The sequence below is a fragment of the Rhodococcus rhodochrous genome (assembly GCF_014854695.1).
Lineage (GTDB): Bacteria > Actinomycetota > Actinomycetes > Mycobacteriales > Mycobacteriaceae > Rhodococcus.
Map to the genome: position 1 here is coordinate 3,158,225 of NZ_CP027557.1, position 16,674 is coordinate 3,174,898.

The following is a 16,674-nucleotide window of genomic DNA, read 5'->3' on the forward strand; positions in this document are numbered from 1 at the left end:
CGATAGGCTCACACCCATGTCGGGCTCCGCGAACACCCCTTTTCCAGACCTTTCGGGCGCCCCGGAGGCAACCGACGAGGAGGCCGCGCGGCACGCGGACGCCGAGACGATCCTCGGCGAGACACGACCCACCCGAACCCGCCTCGGCTCCCTCGAGAGCGAACGCGCGAACCGGGTGTGGTGGGACGCCGACACCGACGACTACCACCGCACCCACGGCGAGTTCCTCGGCGTGGACTCGGCCGCGGGCGAGTTCGTGTGGTGCCCCGAGGGCCTGCACGAGGGCGATGTGCAGTTGCTCGGCCCGGTCGCCGGCCGGGACGTCCTCGAACTCGGATGCGGTTCGGCGCCGTGCGCCCGCTGGCTCGCCGGACAGGGTGCCCGCGCGGTCGGACTGGACATCTCCATGGGGATGCTGCAGCGCGGACGCGCGGCGATGGCCGCCTCCGGTCCGACGGTTCCGCTCGTGCAGGCCGGCGCCGAGAACCTGCCGTTCGCCGACGCGAGCTTCGACATCGTGTGCTCGGCGTTCGGCGCGGTGCCCTTCGTCGCCGATTCCGCCCGGGTGATGCGCGAGGTCGCGCGCGTACTGCGGCCCGGCGGACGGTGGGTGTTCTCCGTGAACCACCCGATGCGATGGATCTTCCCCGACGACCCGGGCGAACCGGGCCTGGTCGCGATGTTCCCGTACTTCGACCGGACCCCCTACGTCGAGGTCGACGCAACGGGACGGGCGACCTACGCCGAGCACCACCGCACCGTGGGCGACCGGGTGCGCGAGCTCGTCGCCGCCGGCCTCGAGGTCTACGACATCGTCGAACCCGAGTGGCCCGAGCATCTCGACCGTGAGTGGGGGCAGTGGAGCCCGCTGCGCGGGTCGATCTTCCCGGGCACCGCCATCTTCTGCAGCCGCAAACCCCACTGACCCCGACTCACAACCCGCGCCGGATTCGGGTTTCGGTGTTCACAGCAGTCGGGACAGGAACTCCCGGGTCCGGTTCTCCTTCGGGTCGGCCAGCACCTGGCGGGGATCACCGGCCTCGACGACCACGCCGCCGTCCATGAACACGAGCTGATCGGCGACCTCCCGCGCGAAGCCCATCTCGTGCGTGACGACGACCATCGTCATGCCGCCGTCCGCGAGATCGCGCATCACCGCGAGCACCTCGCCGACGAGTTCGGGGTCGAGAGCCGAGGTGGGCTCGTCGAACAGCATGAGCTTGGGATCCATGGCGAGCGCACGGGCGATCGCCACGCGCTGCTGCTGGCCGCCCGACAGCTGCGCGGGATAGGCGTCGACCTTGTCGGCCAGCCCCACCCGCGCGAGCAGATCCCGGGCCTTGTCGACCGCCTCGTTGCGCTTGGTCTTCTTCACGAGCATCGGCGCCTCGATGACGTTCTCGAGCACGGTGCGGTGCGGGAACAGGTTGAAGTGCTGGAACACCATTCCGATGTCGCGGCGCTGTTTCGCCGCGGCCCGCGGATGCAGTTCGTACAGTTTCGAACCCCGCTCGGCGTAGCCGACGAGATCGCCGTCGACGTACAGGCGACCGGCGTCGACGCGTTCGAGGTGGTTGATGCACCGCAGGAAGGTCGACTTGCCCGATCCGGACGGGCCGATCAGGCAGGTCACCTGGCCGCGTCCGACCTCGAGCGAGATGCCCTTGAGCACCTTGACGGCGCCGAAACTCTTGCAGACCCGGTCGGCCCGCACCATCGGCGTGTCGACGGACGTCATATGCGTTCCTCCCCCGGTGCGCCGGGCTTCGGCGTCGGTTTGCCGGCCTCGGTGACCGGTGCGTTCTGTGCATCGGCGAGTGCCTGCAGCTGGCGGGCGGTGAGCTGCCGGCTCAGACCCTTCGAGTAGTGCCGTTCGAGGTAGTACTGGCCGATCATGAGCAGGCTGGTGATCGCCAGGTACCAGGTCGCGGCGACGAGCAGTAGCGGGATCGGCTGGAAGTTCGCACCCGAGATGTCGCGGGCCCGGCCGTACAGCTCGAGGCTGTAGGGCACGGCGGCGACCAGCGAGGTGGTCTTGAGCATGCTGATCAGCTCGTTGCCGGTGGGCGGGATGATCACCCGCATCGCCTGCGGCAGGACGGTGCGGCGGATGGTCTGCGACCACGACATGCCGAGCGCGGTCGACGCCTCCAGCTGCCCCTCGGGCACGGAGGTGATGCCGGCGCGCACGATCTCCGCCATGTAGGCCGCCTCGTTGAGTGCCAGACCGATGACGGCGAACAGGAACGCCGCGTTCAGTCCCTGCACGTCGATATGGACGAACTGGTGGACGAACGGGATCCCGAGGTCGATCTGCTTGTAGATCGAGGGGAACAGTCCCCACAGCACGAGCTGGACGTACACGGGGGTACCGCGGAAGACCCACAGGTACAGCCAGGCGACGGAGCGCAGCACGGGATTCGGGGACAGACGCATCACGGCGAGCACCACGCCGAGGACGACGGCGATGGCCATGGCGAGCACCGTCAGCTGGACGGTCTTCCAGGCGGCTGCGGTGATGCGGGCGTCGAACAGGTACTGGGCGTAGATGTCCCAGCGGTAGGCCTCGTTGGTCGCCGCTCCCCAGGCGAACAACCCGAGCGCGATCAGGACGATCGCACCGGAGATCCATCGTCCGGGATGCCGCAGGGGTACTGCGCGTATCGGCTCCGGTTCGTCCGGTCGCGGTTCCGCGGATCTCGCGGACGTGGACTCGCTCATGGTTCCCTTTCTCAGCTCGTCGCGCCGTTGATCTGCGAGGCGGTGATCGCGCCGTCCTCCATGCCCCAGCGCGCGGTGATCTCGTCGTACGCACCGGAGTCGATGAGGTACTGCACCGCCTGCTGCAGTACGGGACCGAAGGGCGAACCCTTCGCGACGACGAATCCGTAGGGCGCGGCGTCGAAGACCTCACCGGCCGGTTCGAGTCGTCCCTCGCTGCGGGCGATGACGTACGCCGTGACCGGTGAGTCGGCGGACAGTGCGTCCACCCGGCCGAGGATCAGGGCGTTGGCGGCCTCGTCCTGGCTGTCGTACTTGACCTTGTCGATGGGCGGCAGTCCGCGGGCGACGCACTCATCGCTCTTGGCGGGGACCTCCTCGAGGTCCTCGATGGTGGTGGTCTGCACCGCCACGCGCAGTCCGCACGCGTTGTCGGGGTCGACGGATTCGCCGGTGCGCTGCGCCCACTGCACCCCGGCGCTGTAGTAGGTGACGAAGTCGACCGATTCCTCGCGTTCCTTCGTGTCGGTGAAGGACGACGAACCCATCTCGAAGGTGCCCGCCTGGACGGCCGGGATGATCCGGTCGAAGTCGGCTTCGTTGAGCACCGCCTCGAGTCCGAGTACGTCGCCGAGGGCCTGGACGAGTTCGACACCGAAGCCGACGATGGTGCCGTCGTCGTCCTTGAACTCGTTGGGGGCGTACGGGACGTTCACTCCGACCTCGAGGGTGCCGCCGTCGGCGATGTCGGGCGGCAACTGACTCGCGATGGCGTCGACCTTCTCGACGGTGACGCGATCGCCGGGCGGGACGGTCGATTCGGTGTTCACCACGCACCCGGTCGCGAGGGCGAGCACCGCTGCTCCCGCCGCCAGCCTGCTCAGGGTCCGGACGCGACGACGCCCCCACGAGGTCGCGCGCGAGGCCGCGCGGCGGGTGTGCACTGCTCGATTCACAGTCGAACAGTATCCAACCCGGGAGGGGTCCGAATGCAAACCCGAAGCTCAGGCCTCGAGGCGGGCGACGACCGCGGCGGTGAACTCGTCCGTCGACGCGGTGCCACCGAGATCGGCGGTCGCGACACCCGCCGCGACGGTCGCGCGCACCGCGTCCTCGATGCTGCGGGCGGCCGCGGAGAACTCGATGTCCGCGCGCGCCCCGAGACGGTCGAGAAGCATGGCGGCGGAGAGGATCAGCGCGATCGGGTTGGCGCGGCCCTGCCCGGCGATGTCCGGTGCGGCGCCGTGCGCGGCCTGGGCCATGGCCTTCGTGCGCGAGGCGTTGATCGACGCCGCGGTGCCGAGCGAACCGGACAGTTCGGCGGCGAGGTCGGACAGGATGTCGCCGAACATGTTCTCCGTCACGATCACGTCGAACTCGGCGCCGCGGCGCACCAGCAGCGCGGCCATCGCGTCGACGTGCTGGTCGTCGACGGTGACGCTCGGGTAGAGGCGACCCACTTCCTGGCACACGTCCCGGAAGAGGCCGGTCGTGCGGGAGAGCACGTTCGCCTTGTGCACGATGGTCACGCGTTTGCGGCGTCGCGACGCGAGATCGAAGGCGGTGTGCGCGATGCGTTCACAGGCCGCGCGGGTGATCACCCCGACCGCGAGCGCGATGTCGGGTGTGGGCATGAACTCGCCGCTGCCGACGGCCATGTTCCGGTCGGCGTAGAAACCCTCGGTGTTCTCCCGGACGACGACGAGATCCATCTTCGGCGACACCGACGGCGCTCCCGGCAGTGCGCATGCGGGCCGGATGTTCGCGTACAGGTCGAAGTGCTTGCGGATCCGTCCACCGGGCGTGAGCTGACCCCGGAACTCCGGTGGGTACGAGGCGCTGTCGTGCGGGCCGAGGATCCACGCGTCGAGCTCGGCGAGGGTGTCGAGGGTGACCTGCGGCAGCGGGCTGCCGTGTGTCTCGATCGCGGAGGCGCCGACGGGCAGCGGCACCCAGTCGACCGCGACCCCGGCTACCGCGACGGCGGTGTCGACGATCCTGCGGGTCGCCGGCACGATCTCGGGACCGATGCCGTCCCCCTCGAGAAGTCCGATGCGGTGGGTCTGGAGCATTGCGGTGTCGTCGGTCACCCGGCCATCATTGCCTACCGTGGTCCAGTCGGTGGAACTCCTCCTCGACGCCCCGCTCGACGCGGCGGTGCGCGACGAGTGGACGCGGCTGCTCGACGCCGGTCTGCACAGTCAGGGACGGGTCCGTTCCGAATCCAACCGTCCGCACGTGACGCTGTTCGTCGCCCATGCCGTGCCGGACGAACTCGAGGACGCGCTGCGGACCGCCATCGCGGTCCGGCGGATCACCCTCCGGCTCGGTGGCGTGGTGATCTTCGGTGGCCGATACGCGACGCTCGCCCGCACGGTCGTGCCGTCGATCGAGCTGCTCGAACTCCAGGCGCGGGTGTTCGAGGTGCTTTCGGACTGCCCCGGGATCCCCGCGCACATCCGGCCCGGCGAGTGGACGCCGCACGTCACCCTCGCGCGGCGGGTGCCTGCCGCGCGGGTCGGTGCGGCGGTCCTGGCGGCGCAGACGCCGGAGCGGCAGCTGACCGGGTCGAGTGCGGGTGTGCGGCGCTGGGACGGCGAGGCCAAGCGGGAGTGGCTGCTCTCCTGAGCGGGCGGCGGTGAGCGGTTCAGAAGCGGTAGTCGCCGAACTGCGTCACTTCCATATGGGTGTCGGGCGTGCGTCCGGTGAGGGCCAGCACGTCGAGCAGGAGGAAGACTGCCAGAAGTACGAGGACCAGCAGGATCATGCTTCGAGCCTGCCGCGCCGGGAACCGGCCCGACAGTGGCAGAGCCGTCGGAGAACATCGATTTTCTGCCACCGCGGTGTCACACTGGATGCCGTGTCCGGAACACCTGGAACCACCGGCCGCCTCGAGAAGGTGGTCGTCCCCGTCCTCCCCTACGTCGAGACCTTCGAACTCGGCGTGGCATGCGAGGTGTTCGGGTTCGACCGCTCCGACGACGGCCTGCCCACCTACGACTTCCACCTGGTCGCCGCGACCTCCGATCCGGTGCGCACCCGCTTCGGCTACACCATCGAGGTGCCGCACACGCTCGATCTCCTCGACGACGCCGACCTGATCCTGCTGCCGGCGGTGAACAGCGAGGGCATCGCGCTCGACGACGAACGCCTCGAACCGTTGTTCGCGAAGTTGCGCGCCGCCGTCGACCGCCGTGCGCGGGTGGCGAGCATGTGCACCGGGGCGTTCATCCTCGGCGCGGCCGGGTTGCTCGACGGGCGTCGCTGCACGACCCACTGGATGCACGCCGACCGACTCGCCCGGACCTATCCGACGGCGCAGGTCGACCGGGACGTGCTCTACGTCGACGACCATCCGGTTCTCACGGCTGCAGGCACCGCGGCCGGCATCGATCTGTGCCTGCACATCGTCCGCTCCGCCCAGGGAGCCCAGGTCGCCAACACGATTGCCCGGCGCATGGTGGTGCCACCGCACCGCGACGGCGGACAGGCTCAGTACGTCGCGATGCCGCTGCCCGAATGCAAGGACGAATCGCTCGCACCGTTGCTCGACTGGATGAGCGAGCACCTCGATCAGGAACTTCCGGTGGCCGCACTGGCGCAGAAGGCGCACATGTCGGCGCGTACTTTCGCGCGGCGGTTCGTCGCCGAGGTCGGGGTCACGCCCGCGCGCTGGCTCCGCGACCAGCGGGTTCTGGCCGCGCAGCGCCTGCTCGAGGAGACCGACCTTCCGATCGACGTGGTGGCCGACCGCGTCGGTTTCGGTACCGCGGCGGTGCTGCGCCAGCATTTCCTGCGCCTGCGGCAGACCACGCCGCAGGCCTACCGACGGACCTTCCGGCGGTCCGTCGACCCGGTCGGCGTGGGACGCCACGAGCCGGTCGGCGTGTGACGCATCCCTCGATCGACACCTCCCGACGGCGCCCCCGGAGCAGGCACGTCACGTAGCGTGGCGGAAGGAACCCCGTCACGAGGCGTGGCGGAGGGAACGAACGGGAAGAAACAGCGGCGGCCGGATGTTGGACCCGTCGACACGCCCGACCGAAAGGATTTCCGTGGCAACCAAGGCTCTCACCCAGCAGGACTTCGACGAGGTCGTCACGAGCAACGACATCGTGCTCGTGGACTTCTGGGCCGACTGGTGCGGCCCCTGCAAGCAGTTCGCCCCCACCTTCGAGGCATCGTCGGACAAGCACCCCGACGTCGTGCACGCGAAGGTCGACACCGAGGCCGAGCAGGCCATCGCGGCGGCGGCGAACATCCGCTCGATCCCCACGATCATGGCGTTCCGCGAAGGCATCCTCGTCTACAACCAGGCCGGCGCTCTTCCGCCCGCCGCTCTCGAGGATCTCGTCTCGCAGGTCAAGAACCTCGACATGGACGATGTACGCAAGCAGATTGCGGAGGCTCGCGCCGAGCAGGGCTGACCCACTCGCGTCGACGGCGCCCGTCCCCGGCATTCCGGGGGGCGGGCGCCGTCGTCTGTACAGCTCCGTGTACTTGCGGCCGGTGTGCCTGCGACTCAGTGCGCCGCGGCGTCCCAGCTGCGGCCGTAACCGACCGAGACCTCGAGCGGCACCGACAGTTCGATGACGGAGTCCATCTTGTCGCGCACGAGCGCCTCGACCTGTTCGCGCTCGGCCTCGACCACTTCGAGCACGAGTTCGTCGTGCACCTGCAGCAGCATCCGCGACCGCAGTCCGGCCTCGCTGAGCGCCTTCTGCACGTCGATCATCGCGACCTTGATGATGTCGGCGGCCGTGCCCTGGATGGGGGCGTTGAGCGCGGCGCGCTCGGCGATCTCCCGGCGCTGCCGGTTGTCGCTGTTGAGGTCGGGCAGGTACCGGCGGCGACCGTAGAGGGTGGAGGTGTAGCCGACCTTGCGGGCCTCCTCGACCACGTTGTAGAGGTAGTCGCGCACGCCGCCGAAGCGGGTGAAATAGGCCTCCATCTGCTCGCGGGCCTCGTCGGTGGAGATCTTCAGCTGCTGGGCGAGCCCGTAGGCACTCAATCCGTAGGCGAGACCGTAGGACATCGCCTTGACCCGGCGCCGCAGCTCCGGGGTGACCTCCTCGAGCGACAGCCCGAACGCCCGCGACGCCACGAAGGTGTGCAGGTCCTCGCCCGTACGGAAGGCCTCGATGAGCCCCTCGTCGGCGGACAGGTGCGCCATGATGCGCATCTCGATCTGGCTGTAGTCGGCGGTGAGCAGCACGTCGAAACCGTCGCCCACCACGAACCCGTCGCGGATCCGGCGACCGGCTTCCGTCCGCACCGGGATGTTCTGGAGGTTCGGCTCGGTCGACGAGAGCCGGCCCGTCGCCGCGACGGTCTGGTTGAAGGTGGTGTGGATGCGACCGTCGTCGGCGATGGACTTGATGAGCCCGTCGACGGTGGTCTTCATCTTGGTGTGCTCGCGGTGCGCGAGCAGATGTTCGAGGAAGGGGTGGCCCGTCTTGTCGAACAGGTTCTGCAGGGCGTCGGCGTCGGTGGTGTAGCCGGTCTTGGTCTTCTTCGTCTTCGGCATCTCGAGCTCGTCGAACAGCACCACCTGCAGCTGCTTCGGCGAACCGAGGTTGATCTGCTTGCCGATCACCTCGTAGGCGGCGTTCGCGGCGGCGGCGACCTGGGCCGCGAACTCGGACTGCAGGTCGTGCAGGTGCGTCGAGTCGACGGCGATGCCGGTCGCCTCGAGATCGGCGAGGACCTCGAGCAGGGGCAGTTCCATCTCGGTGAGCAGGCGCACCGACTCGATCTCGCCGAGTTCGGTGTCGAGGGCCGCAGCGAGGTCGACGACGGCGCGCGCCGCGAGGATCTGCGCCTCGGCCGCCTGCGCGTCGGCGGCGTCCTCGTCGTCGAGCAACGAGAGTTGTTGCGCGCCGGTGTCTTCCACCCGCAGCTCACGCTTGAGGTAGCGCAGCGACAGGTCGTCGAGCTTGAACGAGCGCTGCCCGGGCCGCACCAGATAGGCGGCGAGCGCGGTGTCGCTGGTGATGCCGGCGAGCGTCCAGCCGCGTCCGCGCAGCGCGTGGATCGCGAACTTCGCCTCGTGTACGGCCTTCTCCACGGCGGTGTTCGCGAGCCATGCGGCGAGGGCGTTCTCGTCCTCGGGCGTGAGCGCCACCGTGCTCACATAGGCGCCCTCACCGTCGGCCCCGGCGACGGCGATCGCGGTCGCGTCGCCCCCGTAAGGAGTGCCGGTGCCCACCACGGCGAGGCCGTGGCGTCGGCCCGCCGGGGCGTGTTCGGCGAGCCAGTCGCCGAGGGCACCCGGCTCGACGATCCCGCCGCGCACCTCGAAGCCCTCCTCGGCCTCGGGTTCGGCCGACGAGAGCGTCTCGAACAGCCGGTCGCGCAGCACCTTGAACTCGAGATCGTCGAACAGGCGGTGGATACGGTCGCGGTCCCACGGTGCGAGGGCGAGCTGTTCGGGGGTGTACGGCACGGCCACGTCGCGCACCATCTCGGTGAGCTGGCGGTTGAGCAGCACGTTGGACAGGTTCTCGCGCAGCGCGTCGCCGGTCTTGCCGCGCACCTCGTCGACGCGGTCGACGAGTCCGCTCAGACTTCCGTACTCGCGGATCCATTTCGCGGCGGTCTTCTCGCCGACGCCGGGGATGCCGGGCAGGTTGTCGCTCGGGTCGCCGCGCAGCGCCGCGAAGTCCGGATACTGCTCGGGGGTGAGCCCGTACTTCTCCTCCACCGCCTCGGGGGTGAAGCGCGTCAGGTCGGAGACGCCGCGCCGCGGATACAGCACCGTGATGTCGCCGTTGACGAGTTGGAGCGCGTCGCGGTCGCCGGTCACCACGAGCACCCGGAAGCCCTGGGCGTGCGCCTGCGTCGCGAGCGTGGCGATGATGTCGTCGGCCTCGTAGCCCTCGATCGCCATCACCGGGATCCCCATCGCGCCGAGGACGTCCTTGGTGAGGTCGATCTGACCCTTGAAGTCGTCGGGTGCGGCGCTGCGCTGGGCCTTGTAGGCGGCGAACAGTTCGGCGCGGAAGGTCTTGCGGCTGACGTCGAATGCCGCCGCGACGTGCGTGGGCTGCTCGTCGCGCAGCAGGTTGATGAGCATGGAGGTGAACCCGTAGACCGCGTTCGTGGTCTGCCCGCTGTGGGTCTTGAAGTTCTCGGCGGGCAGCGCGTAGAACGCGCGGAACGCGAGGGAATGGCCGTCGAGGAGCAGCAGGGTCGGGCGGTCGTCGGAGGCCGCGGTGGACGTCGCGGAAGTGGATGCACGGGTCACGCGTGCCAGTCTAGGGACCGAGGACGACAGCGTCGGCCACACCGCCCGACCAGTGCCTCTCCGGTATGTGCGAACACTCGTTGTCCGAAGAAACGAGACCGAAACGTCCGGGTGATCCAATTTTTCCCGTGGACGTGCGATCCAGCCGCTAGAGTCCCCTGTCACGACACCGTAGTCCGGCGTCATCGCAGTTGACGATGATGCCCCGGGCGCAGTGCCGCGCTCGATGACAGCGCACCAACCGGGAGGACCTGCGTGGCCCCTACCTCGGGATGTCGGCGACGACCGACCTCGACCCTCCACCGATCGGTCCGCGCCGCACTCGTCACGCTCGCGAGTGTCCTGTTCGTCCTCGTCGGCACCGGCCTCGCCTCCGCCCAGGATCCACCGGACCCACCCTCACCGCCCGCGAGCACGGCACCGGCCGCACCCGACGAGGAGTCCGCGGAGGGGGTGACCGTCCGCGGAACGCTCAACAATGCCGGCGAGCGACTCGACGGTGTCGTCGTCCGTGCGACCACCGAGGGCGGCGAGGTGGTCGCGGAAACCGAATCGGCCGACGGTGGGCGCTGGGAGCTCACCGTTCCGCCGGGTACCTACGTCTTCGAGGTCGACACCGAGAGCCTGCCCGACGACGTCACCGTCCAGACCTCGGTGACCCGCGACGTGGCGCCGGGGCGGGCGAACACCGTGATCTTCTCGTTCGGGGAGGCGCGCACCGGGTCGACGGTGGCGTGGGGCGAGACGCTGGTGCGCACCATCGTCGACGGTCTGCGGTTCGGTCTGGTCATCGCGATCGCCGGAGTGGGCCTGAGCCTCATCTTCGGCACGACGGGGCTGACGAACTTCGCCCACGGCGAGCTGGTGACCCTCGGCGCGGTCGCGGCCTGGATCTTCAACGTCACCCTCGGTGTCCAGCTGATACCGGCGACGATCCTGGCGGTGATCGTCGGCATCGTCATCGGCCTGCTCAACAACGCACTCATCTGGGCGCCGCTCCGGCGCCGCCGCACCGGCCTGATCGCCCAACTCGTGGTGTCGATCGGGCTCGCGATCTCGTTGCGCTATCTCATCCTGGCCTTCTACTCCGACCGCACCCAGCCGTTCGACGACTACCAGGCACAACAGCAGCTCGTGTGGGGGCCGATCGCGATCACCCCGGTCAATCTCGCATGCATCGTGATCAGCCTGGTGGTGCTCGTCGGCGTCGCCCTGCTGCTGCAGCGCACCCGGATCGGGAAGGCGATGCGCGCCGTGGCCGACAACCGCGACCTCGCGGCGTCGTCGGGGATCGACGTCGAACACGTCATCCGGTTCGTATGGGGGCTCGGTGGTGGGCTCGCCGCGCTCGGTGGCGTGCTGTTCGGCCTGTCGGAGCTCGGTGGACGCGTGCAGTGGGAGATGGGATTCAAGCTGCTCCTGTTGATGTTCGCCGGCATCATCCTCGGCGGCCTCGGCACCGCCTACGGCGCGCTGGTCGGCTGCGTCGTGGTGGGTCTGCTGGTCCAGCTGTCCACCCTCGTCATCAATCCGGACCTGAAGTACATCGGCGGTCTGCTCGTCCTCATCGTCATCCTGGTCATCCGCCCCCAGGGCATCCTCGGCAGTCGGACAAGGATCGGGTGACCCATGGATATCGTTGCGGTACTCCAGGTTTCCTTCGCCCAGCTCATAGGCCCGTCGGCGATCTTCTACGCGCTGCTCGCGATCGGCCTGAACCTGCACTACGGCTACGCCGGTCTGCTGAACTTCGGCCAGATCGGGTTCGCGCTGCTGGGCGGTTACGGCGTGGGCATCATGACCGTCACCTACGACCAGCCGTTGTGGGTGGGCATCCTCGTCGGCCTCGCACTGGCAGGTCTGCTCGCGCTCGTCCTCGGCATCCCCACCCTGCGGTTGCGGGCCGACTATCTCGCCATCGCGACGATCGCCGCGGCGGAGATCCTGCGGCTGGTGTTCCGCTCGACCGCGTCCGACTCGGTGACCGGATCCACCCGCGGCCTGTGGGGATTCGCCGACCCGTTCACCTCGCTGAGCCCGTTCGATTCGAGTCGCCAGTACAACCTGCTCGGCATGCGGTTCTACGGCGACGACCTGTGGGCGATGGTCGTCGGCTGGACGCTCGTGCTGTTGCTGTGCGGACTGATCTACCTCCTCTCCCACAGCCCGTGGGGGCGGGTCCTCGAGGCGGTGCGCGAGGACGAGGACGCCGCCCGCGCGCTCGGCAAGAACGTCTTCGCCTACAAGATGCAGGCCCTGGTGCTCGGCGGCATGATCGGCGGTCTCGGCGGCATCTTCAACGCCCTGCAGACCAAGTCGATCAACCCCGACTTCTACTCGACCGCGCAGACCTTCTTCGCGTTCGGCGCACTGATCCTCGGGGGTGCGGGAACGGTCTTCGGACCGGTGCTCGGCGCCATGGTGTTCTGGTTCCTGCTCACCCTCCCGGACGCCTTCCTCCGCCAGGCGATCGCCGGACCCGACCCGCTGCTCCCCCTCACCGAACAGCAGGTCGGCGCGATGCGGTACGTGCTGCTCGGCATCCTCATCGCGGTGATGATGGTCTTCCGGCCACAAGGCATCCTGGGAAGCAAGCGGAAGGTGCAACTCGATGCCTGACACGATCCGACCCGACCCGACACCGCCGCGCACGGTCCTCGGCGCGGACGAACGCGCCGCACTGTTCGCCGGCGTCGACCGCACTCCCGGCGCCGCCAAACCCGACCCGATCCTCGTCGTCGACGATCTGTGCCGCACGTTCGGAGGCCTCAAGGCCGTGGACGTGGCCCACCTCGAGATCCAGCGCTCGTGCATCACCGGCCTGATCGGCCCGAACGGCGCCGGCAAGACCACCCTGTTCAATCTCCTCACGGGCTTCGACCGGCCCGACACCGGCACCTGGGCGATGGACGGCGTCCCGCTCGGCCGGCTCCATCCCCATCAGGTGGCGCGGCGCGGGATCGTGCGCACCTTCCAGCTCACCAAGGCGCTGTCGAAGATGACGGTCCTCGACAACGTCCGTCTCGGCGCCCGGCACCAGACGGGCGAGCGCATGGTCGGTGCACTTCTGCCGTGGACATGGCGCCGGCAGGAACGCGAGATCACCGAGCGCGCATACGAACTGCTCGACCGCTTCGGTCTGGCCGCGAAGTCCGACGACTTCGCCGGTTCACTGTCCGGCGGTCAACGCAAACTGCTCGAGATGGCCCGTGCCCTGATGACCGAACCGACCGTCGTCATGCTCGACGAGCCGATGGCCGGTGTCAATCCGGCGCTCACCCAGAATCTGCTGGGACACATCAAGACCCTGCGCGACGACGGGACGACGGTGGTGTTCGTCGAGCACGACATGGACGTCATCCGCGACATCTCCGACTGGGTGGTGGTGATGGCACAGGGTTCGGTGATCGCGGAAGCACCGCCGGACGCGCTGTCGTCCGATCCCGCCGTGGTCGACGCCTATCTCGGCAGTCACCACGACCAGGCACTCGAGTTCGACGACGAGGGCAATCCCGTGGGTGCGACCGCCGAACTCGCCGACGCCCTCGCGGACGCGGAAGCGCAGACCCTCGAGGCCGGAGGCGACCTGTCCGATCCCGATGCGACGTCGACGGACGCGACGGCCACGACACTGGAGAAGCCTTGAGCGACAACATCACTCCTGTGCCCACCGGGACGACGCCGGCGGAACGTGCCGCTACCCCGGAGGAACATGCCCGCCTCGCGACCGGCGCCCTCCTGCGCGCCGACGATCTCGTGGCCGGTTACTTCCCCGGGGTCGACATCCTGCGCGGCTGCAATTTCTACCTGCGCGACGGTGAGATCGTGGGCATCATCGGCCCGAACGGAGCCGGCAAGTCGACCCTGCTCAAGGCGTTGTTCGGTCTCATCCCCATCCGCAGCGGCACCGTCACACTCGGCGGAGACGAGATCACCTCGGCACCCGCACACATCCTGGTGCGCAAGGGCATCGGCTACGTGCCACAGACGCAGAACGTGTTCCCCTCACTGACCATCGAGGAGAACCTCGAGATGGGGATCTATCTGCGTCCGAAGGACTTCGAGAAGCAGTTCGAGCGGGTGGCGTCGTTGTTCCCGCTGCTGGCCGAGCGTCGGAAGGTCAAGGCGGGAGCGCTCTCCGGTGGCGAGCGGCAGATGGTCGCGATGGGCCGCGCGCTGATGATGGAACCGTCGGTACTGCTCCTCGACGAGCCGTCGGCGGGACTGTCGCCGATGTTCCAGGACGAGGTCTTCATCCGCTGCAAGAAGATCAACGCGGCGGGGGTGTCGATCATCATGGTCGAGCAGAACGCGCGTCGCTGCCTGCAGATCTGCGATCGCGGATACGTCCTCGACCAGGGCCGCAACGCGTACACCGACACCGGCAGCACTCTCATGCACGACCCGAAGGTCGTGGAACTGTATCTCGGTACGCTCGCGGGCAGCCGGGAGAAGCGGAAGGGGTGACCGCCCACCGGCGATCACCCCTTCGCTCACGACCTGCAGGTCACTCCCCCACCACGATGTAGTCCTCGGTGGTCAGGGTGTTGTCGGGGCCGAACACGAGCCGGCCGTACGAGCCCACGCCGGGTTCGCCCGCGTCCACGAAGGTGAGTTCGCCGGTGGCACCGTCGTAGTCGATGTCCTCACCCGCACCGAGAAGGTCGAGGCACTGCTGGTAGCTGGTGCACTTCTCCCCGTCACGGGTCACCGAGTTGATGTTCGCAGCGATGTCCACACCTGCCGTCGACCCCGCCTGTTCGGCGGCCAGCGCCGAGACGATCACGGCGTCGTAGGACTCACCGGCGTAGTTGAAGTCGATCAGACCCGGATCGACACCGAGCAGTCGCTGCTGGAACTCCTCACCGGTGTCGGTCAGCGGCGTGGTCCCGGCCATGCCGTCGAGCAGTCCTTCGGCGACGTTCTCGCCCAGCGCGTTCCCCATGTTGCCGTCGACACCGAAGACCGCCATGCCGTCGGACGGGCCGATGCCCACCTCGTGCATGCGGGTGATGATCTTCGCCGACTCCTCGAAGCCGATGAGCGCCACCGCGTCCGGTGCGAAGTTGGCCACCTGGTCGACCTCCGCGTTGAACGACTGCGCGTTGGGGTCGTAGATGATCTTCTGGATCTGATCCTCCGGGATACCGGCGTCGACGAGGTTGGTCACGGTGTTCTCCGCGAGACCGGTGCCGTACGGGTCGTTCAGCGCCAGGATCGACACACGCTGCGCCCCGTCCTCGGCGATCAGCTGCGCGAGCGCCTGCGCCTGGAGCACGTCGGTCGGGGCGGTGCGGAAGTACAACCCGCGGTCGGCGTAGCAGACGAACTGATCGGAGGTGTTCGCCGGCGAGAACTGCACCACGCCGGCACTGACGATCTTGTCGATCACCTTGAGCGAGACCGAGGACGAGGCGGCACCGACGATCACCTGGGTGCCGTTGGCGAGATGTCGGTCCACGGTGGTGTTCGCGGTGTCGGTCGTCGTGTCCCCGGAATCGCCCGGGAACAGTTCGACCGGCTGGTCGAGAACACCGCCCGCGGCGTTGATCTCGTCGACGGCGAGCCGGACGGCAGCGACCTCGGGCGGTCCGAGGAAGGCGAGGCTGCCGGTCTCGGGAAGGATGGTGCCGATCTTCAGCGGTCCCGTGGCGGGAGTCGCCCCTGCTGTGGCCTGCTGCGGTTCGCAGTCGGTCTCGACGGTCGTCGCGGCCGCCGACCCCTCGTCGCCGGCCGACGTACCGGATGCCGAATCGTCGCCGTCCGAACCACACCCGGCGAGGGCGAGCGTCGCAGCACCGAGTACCGCTACGGCGCGGACCAGAGTCCGTCTTGCCATTCAACTCTCCTTCGAACGCCTGACACCGCATCCGGCGGATTCCGGATGTGGTCGAAACATAGCGGTCGGAAGCACCCCGCGAACCGGGCCGAAATCCTTGTGATACGACCGTTATCTGCGGGGCGGAGATTTGATGTGGCGGTAACGCGTCGGGGCGCCGTGAGCACCCGAAACCGGTTCGCGCGGCTAGCCGGCGGTGTCGCTTCCGAGGGTCTCGAGGACGACCACCGCGACCTGCTTCATGGTGGTGCGGCGGTCCATCGCGGCGCGCTGGATCCAGCGGAACGCCTCCGGTTCGGTCATCGCATGCTTCTCCATGAGCAGCCCCTTGGCCCGGTCGACGAGCTTGCGGGTCTCGAATCGCTCGTTGAGCCCTTGCACCTCGCGCTCGAGTTCGCGCAGCTCGGAGAAGCGGCTGACGGCCACCTCGATAGCGGGCACGAGGTCGCTCTTGGAGAACGGCTTGACGAGATATGCCATGGCGCCTGCGTCGCGGGCGCGTTCGACGAGTTCGCGCTGACTGAAGGCTGTGAGAATAACCACAGGGGCGATGCGTCGTTGCGCGATCTCGGAGGCGGCGTCGATGCCGTCGCGGCGCGGCATCTTGACGTCCATGATCACCAGGTCGGGCCGGAGTTCCTCGGCGAGTTCGACGGCACGCTGTCCGTCGCCGGCCTCACCGACCACCTCGTAGCCCTCCTCGCGCAGCATTTCGACGAGATCGAGCCTGATCAGGGCCTCGTCTTCCGCTACGACGACCCGACGAGGAGTTGGTGTGCTGTCGTGCGGCGCGGAGGTCATGGTCGGGCCTTCCCCTCGGTACTGGCGGTCCCCGGTGCAGGGTGGAACGTAAGAAGGGTACCGGTGC

General features: G+C 68.5%; 15 protein-coding genes. 8 read left to right on the forward strand and 7 right to left on the reverse strand.

Translation table 11 applies throughout. From position 1 onward, the window contains the following. The first annotated feature begins 16 nt into the window (after positions 1 to 16). A complete protein-coding gene (locus C6Y44_RS14685) occupies positions 17 to 925 on the forward strand; it encodes a class I SAM-dependent methyltransferase (protein ID WP_159418112.1) in 909 nt (302 codons plus the stop codon). Positions 926 to 964: 39 nt separating this feature from the next. Here the strand turns inward: C6Y44_RS14685 and C6Y44_RS14690 are convergent, their stop codons facing one another. The 4 genes from C6Y44_RS14690 to C6Y44_RS14705 all read right to left on the reverse strand — a co-directional run bounded on the left by C6Y44_RS14690 (position 965) and on the right by C6Y44_RS14705 (position 4,793). Beyond that, entirely contained in the window at positions 965 to 1,738 is a 774-nt protein-coding gene (locus C6Y44_RS14690) for an amino acid ABC transporter ATP-binding protein (RefSeq protein ID WP_159418111.1), read from the reverse strand. Further along, entirely contained in the window at positions 1,735 to 2,721 is a 987-nt protein-coding gene (locus C6Y44_RS14695) for an amino acid ABC transporter permease (protein ID WP_016691439.1), read from the reverse strand. The genes C6Y44_RS14690 and C6Y44_RS14695 overlap by 4 nt, the downstream gene beginning before the upstream one ends. 11 nt (positions 2,722 to 2,732) lie before the next feature. Continuing rightward, positions 2,733 to 3,605: an ABC transporter substrate-binding protein gene (locus tag C6Y44_RS14700; protein WP_225623832.1), complete on the reverse strand. Its 873-nt coding sequence runs from the start codon at positions 3,603 to 3,605 to the stop codon at positions 2,733 to 2,735. 120 nt (positions 3,606 to 3,725) lie between these two features. Further along, a complete protein-coding gene (locus C6Y44_RS14705) occupies positions 3,726 to 4,793 on the reverse strand; it encodes an isocitrate/isopropylmalate dehydrogenase family protein (RefSeq protein WP_174247137.1) in 1,068 nt (355 codons plus the stop codon). Between the two features lie 37 nt (positions 4,794 to 4,830). On the opposite strand from C6Y44_RS14705, the gene C6Y44_RS14710 reads away from it, so the two are divergent. The 3 genes from C6Y44_RS14710 to trxA all read left to right on the forward strand — a co-directional run bounded on the left by C6Y44_RS14710 (position 4,831) and on the right by trxA (position 7,148). Continuing rightward, a complete protein-coding gene (locus C6Y44_RS14710; protein ID WP_120283060.1) occupies positions 4,831 to 5,349 on the forward strand; it encodes a 2'-5' RNA ligase family protein in 519 nt (172 codons plus the stop codon). A 232-nt stretch (positions 5,350 to 5,581) separates the two neighbouring features. After that, positions 5,582 to 6,613: a GlxA family transcriptional regulator gene (locus C6Y44_RS14715; protein WP_174247029.1), complete on the forward strand. Its 1,032-nt coding sequence runs from the start codon at positions 5,582 to 5,584 to the stop codon at positions 6,611 to 6,613. A gap of 163 nt (positions 6,614 to 6,776) precedes the next feature. Then, positions 6,777 to 7,148 (forward strand): thioredoxin, encoded by a 372-nt coding sequence (trxA, locus tag C6Y44_RS14720; protein WP_016691445.1) that lies wholly within the window; start codon positions 6,777 to 6,779, stop codon positions 7,146 to 7,148. Between the two features lie 95 nt (positions 7,149 to 7,243). Here trxA and polA read toward each other — a convergent pair whose 3' ends face one another. Next, entirely contained in the window at positions 7,244 to 9,967 is a 2,724-nt protein-coding gene (gene polA, locus C6Y44_RS14725; protein ID WP_192378479.1) for a DNA polymerase I, read from the reverse strand. A gap of 255 nt (positions 9,968 to 10,222) precedes the next feature. Here polA and C6Y44_RS14730 point away from each other — a divergent pair, with 255 nt between their 5' ends. From C6Y44_RS14730 to C6Y44_RS14745, 4 genes are read left to right on the forward strand one after another with little or no spacing between them, the layout of a single operon-like run. Beyond that, positions 10,223 to 11,593, forward strand: a complete 1,371-nt coding sequence (locus C6Y44_RS14730; RefSeq protein WP_159418109.1) for a branched-chain amino acid ABC transporter permease — start codon at positions 10,223 to 10,225, stop codon at positions 11,591 to 11,593. Between the two features lie 3 nt (positions 11,594 to 11,596). Beyond that, positions 11,597 to 12,586: a branched-chain amino acid ABC transporter permease gene (locus C6Y44_RS14735; RefSeq protein WP_159418108.1), complete on the forward strand. Its 990-nt coding sequence runs from the start codon at positions 11,597 to 11,599 to the stop codon at positions 12,584 to 12,586. Beyond that, entirely contained in the window at positions 12,579 to 13,613 is a 1,035-nt protein-coding gene (locus C6Y44_RS14740; RefSeq protein ID WP_159418107.1) for an ABC transporter ATP-binding protein, read from the forward strand. Before C6Y44_RS14735 ends, C6Y44_RS14740 begins: the two co-directional genes overlap by 8 nt. Continuing rightward, a complete protein-coding gene (locus C6Y44_RS14745) occupies positions 13,610 to 14,434 on the forward strand; it encodes an ABC transporter ATP-binding protein (RefSeq protein ID WP_159418106.1) in 825 nt (274 codons plus the stop codon). Before C6Y44_RS14740 ends, C6Y44_RS14745 begins: the two co-directional genes overlap by 4 nt. 40 nt (positions 14,435 to 14,474) lie before the next feature. On the opposite strand, the gene C6Y44_RS14750 is transcribed toward C6Y44_RS14745, so the two are convergent. Further along, a complete protein-coding gene (locus C6Y44_RS14750) occupies positions 14,475 to 15,806 on the reverse strand; it encodes an ABC transporter substrate-binding protein (protein WP_120283069.1) in 1,332 nt (443 codons plus the stop codon). 186 nt (positions 15,807 to 15,992) lie between these two features. Next, positions 15,993 to 16,607, reverse strand: a complete 615-nt coding sequence (locus C6Y44_RS14755) for an ANTAR domain-containing response regulator (RefSeq protein WP_006554018.1) — start codon at positions 16,605 to 16,607, stop codon at positions 15,993 to 15,995. Positions 16,608 to 16,674: the final 67 nt, after the last annotated feature.

Coding starts and splice junctions, on each gene's coding strand:
- C6Y44_RS14755 (WP_006554018.1), bottom strand. CDS start 16,607: ATGACCTCCGCGCCGCACGACAGCACACCAACTCCTCGTCGGGTCGTC.
- C6Y44_RS14735 (WP_159418108.1), top strand. CDS start 11,597: ATGGATATCGTTGCGGTACTCCAGGTTTCCTTCGCCCAGCTCATAGGC.
- C6Y44_RS14685 (WP_159418112.1), top strand. CDS start 17: ATGTCGGGCTCCGCGAACACCCCTTTTCCAGACCTTTCGGGCGCCCCG.
- C6Y44_RS14740 (WP_159418107.1), top strand. CDS start 12,579: ATGCCTGACACGATCCGACCCGACCCGACACCGCCGCGCACGGTCCTC.
- C6Y44_RS14705 (WP_174247137.1), bottom strand. CDS start 4,793: ATGCTCCAGACCCACCGCATCGGACTTCTCGAGGGGGACGGCATCGGT.
- C6Y44_RS14750 (WP_120283069.1), bottom strand. CDS start 15,806: ATGGCAAGACGGACTCTGGTCCGCGCCGTAGCGGTACTCGGTGCTGCG.
- C6Y44_RS14690 (WP_159418111.1), bottom strand. CDS start 1,738: ATGACGTCCGTCGACACGCCGATGGTGCGGGCCGACCGGGTCTGCAAG.
- C6Y44_RS14695 (WP_016691439.1), bottom strand. CDS start 2,721: ATGAGCGAGTCCACGTCCGCGAGATCCGCGGAACCGCGACCGGACGAA.